The organism is Helicobacter sp. MIT 01-3238 (genome assembly GCF_003364135.1).
GTDB lineage: Bacteria > Campylobacterota > Campylobacteria > Campylobacterales > Helicobacteraceae > Helicobacter_B.
On record NZ_NXLN01000052.1, the window covers coordinates 1 to 2,249 of the forward strand.

1 protein-coding gene is annotated in these 2,249 nt (G+C 42.6%); it reads left to right on the forward strand.

Going from position 1 to position 2,249, the window contains the following annotated elements; all coding sequences use genetic code 11:
• Positions 1-620 precede the first annotated feature (620 nt).
• Positions 621-2,249, forward strand: a 1,629-nt coding sequence (locus CQA40_RS10685; RefSeq protein WP_220271924.1) for a hypothetical protein, incomplete at its 3' end; no start/stop codon positions are given.

The window sequence follows — 2,249 nt, forward strand, 5'->3', positions numbered from 1 at the left end:
TAGTTTGTATGGAAAAGAGGTTTGTTGTTTCCATAATTAAAGGTCATCTGGGATGGTAACAGTTGTTATTGAAATCATAGACACTTACTATGTATTTTTTTTTTAAAATTTACTTTTTACTCTCCGCTTTTTTTTTTTTTTTTTTTTTTTTTTTTTTTGGAGTTTGTCAAATCGCACAAATACACTTGATTCCCTATATTTGCACTGATTTTGTGCTACGATTTGTAAAAATTTACAAAAATTTTACACCACTTAAGGAATATTTAAGAAATATTTGTTTATCATTTATTTACTTTTTCATTTGACAAAGTAATCTCGCCAAACCAAAATCTAAAAAAGCGAGATTTTACACGAAAGGAGATGCAAAATGAAAAAAGCAAATTTCAACGCGATTAACGCTATAAACGAGAGAGAGAGAGAGAGAGAGAGAGAGTAAAACTCGGCTAGCTCATAGTTCCCCCTCCCTTGCGAGTGGGCGCAGTCCAATCAGTTCCCCCTCCCTTGCGGAGGGGGCTTTTGAAGTCGCACCCCACGCACACAATGTAAAATCAGCAAACAATGACAACCCATTCGTCATTGCGAGCGAGCAAAGCGAGCGTGGCAATCCACAAAACAAAGAAATGGATTGCTTCGTTGTGGCTTCGCCACTGCCTCGCAATGACGAAACTTCGTCTTATAGTGTCGGCATTATAGATTGCCACGCAAATGCTAGCGCATTTGCTCGCAATGACGAAAAGTCAGCGCACAATGACGAAAGACTTACCCACCCCCAAACCCCCTCCGCAAGGGAGGGGGCTTTAGGAAAGCCAAGTAAATCCAAACGCCTAGCACTATCTCTAGCTACTGCTAGCATTATCGCTAGTGGGGCACTAGATATATCTGCTGCGGCTTGTCAGTGGAGTGAGGACTGGAGTAGAGGCGATGCAAACTCACACGGAGTGGGGCGATATGAGAGAGTGGATTGCACAGGTAGCTCTAGCATACAAAGTGCTTTTAGAGGCTCAAACTACTACCGCGAAACAAGATACTATCTAAGTGGTAGCACAAGTGAGAGAACCGTGAGTTGGACTTTTACCACAGCAAATAGGTGGTGGCAAAACAGTCAATTCGTCCAAGAAGTATACTTCAATGGCTTAAGTGCACCAAACACTAACTTTACTTTCAACAACTCTAGCAACAGTGTCGGCAATGTCGGTGTGTCTGCCACAGGGTCAAACCTAGCAAGCATCACCACTAGCGGTAACTTCAATAGAGGTGTGTCTGTCTCTGGCTCAAATATCGGTAGCATAACTATCGGAAATGGCACTACTAGCCACCTTATCATCGGTGGTAGCTCTACTATCGGCTCGCTTACTATCTCTGGGACTATCTCTGGAGGCAGCGTAGGGCAATACATCGCCCAAATCGGTGGTGGCTCACTAGTTACACGACTATCTATCACAGGTAATGTATCTGGCAATCTATCTGTGGGAGAGAGAGGTGTGCTAAATAGCGGCTTTTTGACTGACTTCTCTGGTGCGAGTGGAAAATTTAGCACTGCTGGGACGAACTTCATCGGTGTGCTAAGTGCAAACCTCACCATAGATGGCGATGCAAACACTTGGAATAATGGCACAATCGCTGGACAGCACATACTAGGTGGAAATAACCAAATAGGGCTTCCACTATATGATAGCGAGGGTAATATAAATGGTAATATCGTAATCAACGCTGGAGATAACATACAGCCAAACCAAGTCTATCTATTTGAAAATGTTGTAAAAAATGCAGCAAATTCTAGTGACTTATCAAAACTAGACATTCGCTACTTCCGTCCGGGCACAGGGCTTACGCTAAATGAGGGCACAGACGCTAATGGCAAAAAAGGCTTTGTTGTATCAGCTGACATCGCTACTAGCTATGGAGCAAACCTTATGCGTGCTTTGGTGCTATCTAGCTTGCGTAGGACTGTCAATACGCAAAATATCTTAGATACGATGACGACAAAGACATTCCATAGCGATAGATACTACAACCAAGAAGTAGAGCTAAGATTGCTTCAATACGATATGTCGCGCCTAACAAATAGAAGCTCAAAGTTTTCTAAGCAAACGCGCAAAAACCAAGAGAAGCTAGACAAAGTGCGTGAAAAAATGGCTAAGCTAACGCTCGAGCAATCTAAGGGGCAAAATCTAGATAAGGGCTATAATAACTTTGAAGTCATAGACCAACTAGATGCGATATTTATCCCATACACTGGACGCAGGGAT